Origin of the sequence: Streptococcus oralis (genome assembly GCF_001579025.1) — a bacterium.
Lineage (GTDB): Bacteria > Bacillota > Bacilli > Lactobacillales > Streptococcaceae > Streptococcus > Streptococcus oralis_X.
In genome coordinates, this window is sequence record NZ_KQ970245.1 from 1 (window position 1) to 565 (window position 565).

General features: G+C 45.7%; 1 protein-coding gene. It reads left to right on the plus strand.

Annotated features, from left to right (window positions below):
* The coding region (locus SORDD27_RS09440; protein ID WP_081103426.1) for an alpha-hydroxy-acid oxidizing protein at positions 1 to 443 on the plus strand (443 nt) is incomplete at its 5' end.
* Between the last annotated feature and the right edge of the window lie 122 nt (positions 444 to 565).

A 565-nucleotide genomic window follows, 5' to 3' on the forward strand; every position in this document is an offset into this window, starting at 1 on the left:
TCTATGTCAAGGGGCCACAATGCCGTGAGGACGTTGAACGTTCGCTTGCTGCAGGTGCTTCTGGTATCTGGGTAACCAACCACGGTGGCCGCCAAATCGATGGTGGACCAGCTGCCTTTGACTCGCTTCAAGAAGTGGCTGAAGCAGTTGATAAACGTGTGCCAATTGTCTTTGACTCTGGTGTTCGTCGCGGTCAACACGTCTTTAAAGCCTTGGCTTCTGGAGCAGACTTGGTAGCTATTGGGCGCCCTGTAATTTATGGCTTAGCCCTTGGTGGTAGTGTTGGTGTGCGTCAAGTCTTTGAGCACTTGAATGCAGAATTGAAGACAGTCATGCAGTTATCTGGAACTCAGACTATTGAGGATGTCAAACACTTCAAACTCCGTCATAACCCATACAACCCAACCTTCCCAGTCGACCCTCGTGACTTAAAATTGTATTGATAAAGAAGACGGCCTCCACCTGATGTGGAGGTTTTTCTTTGTGTATAGAAAGATTAAATCGTTATCGAAAACTATATAAATATATTTTCCGGTCAAATATCTTGCTAGGGCTTTCAAAATCT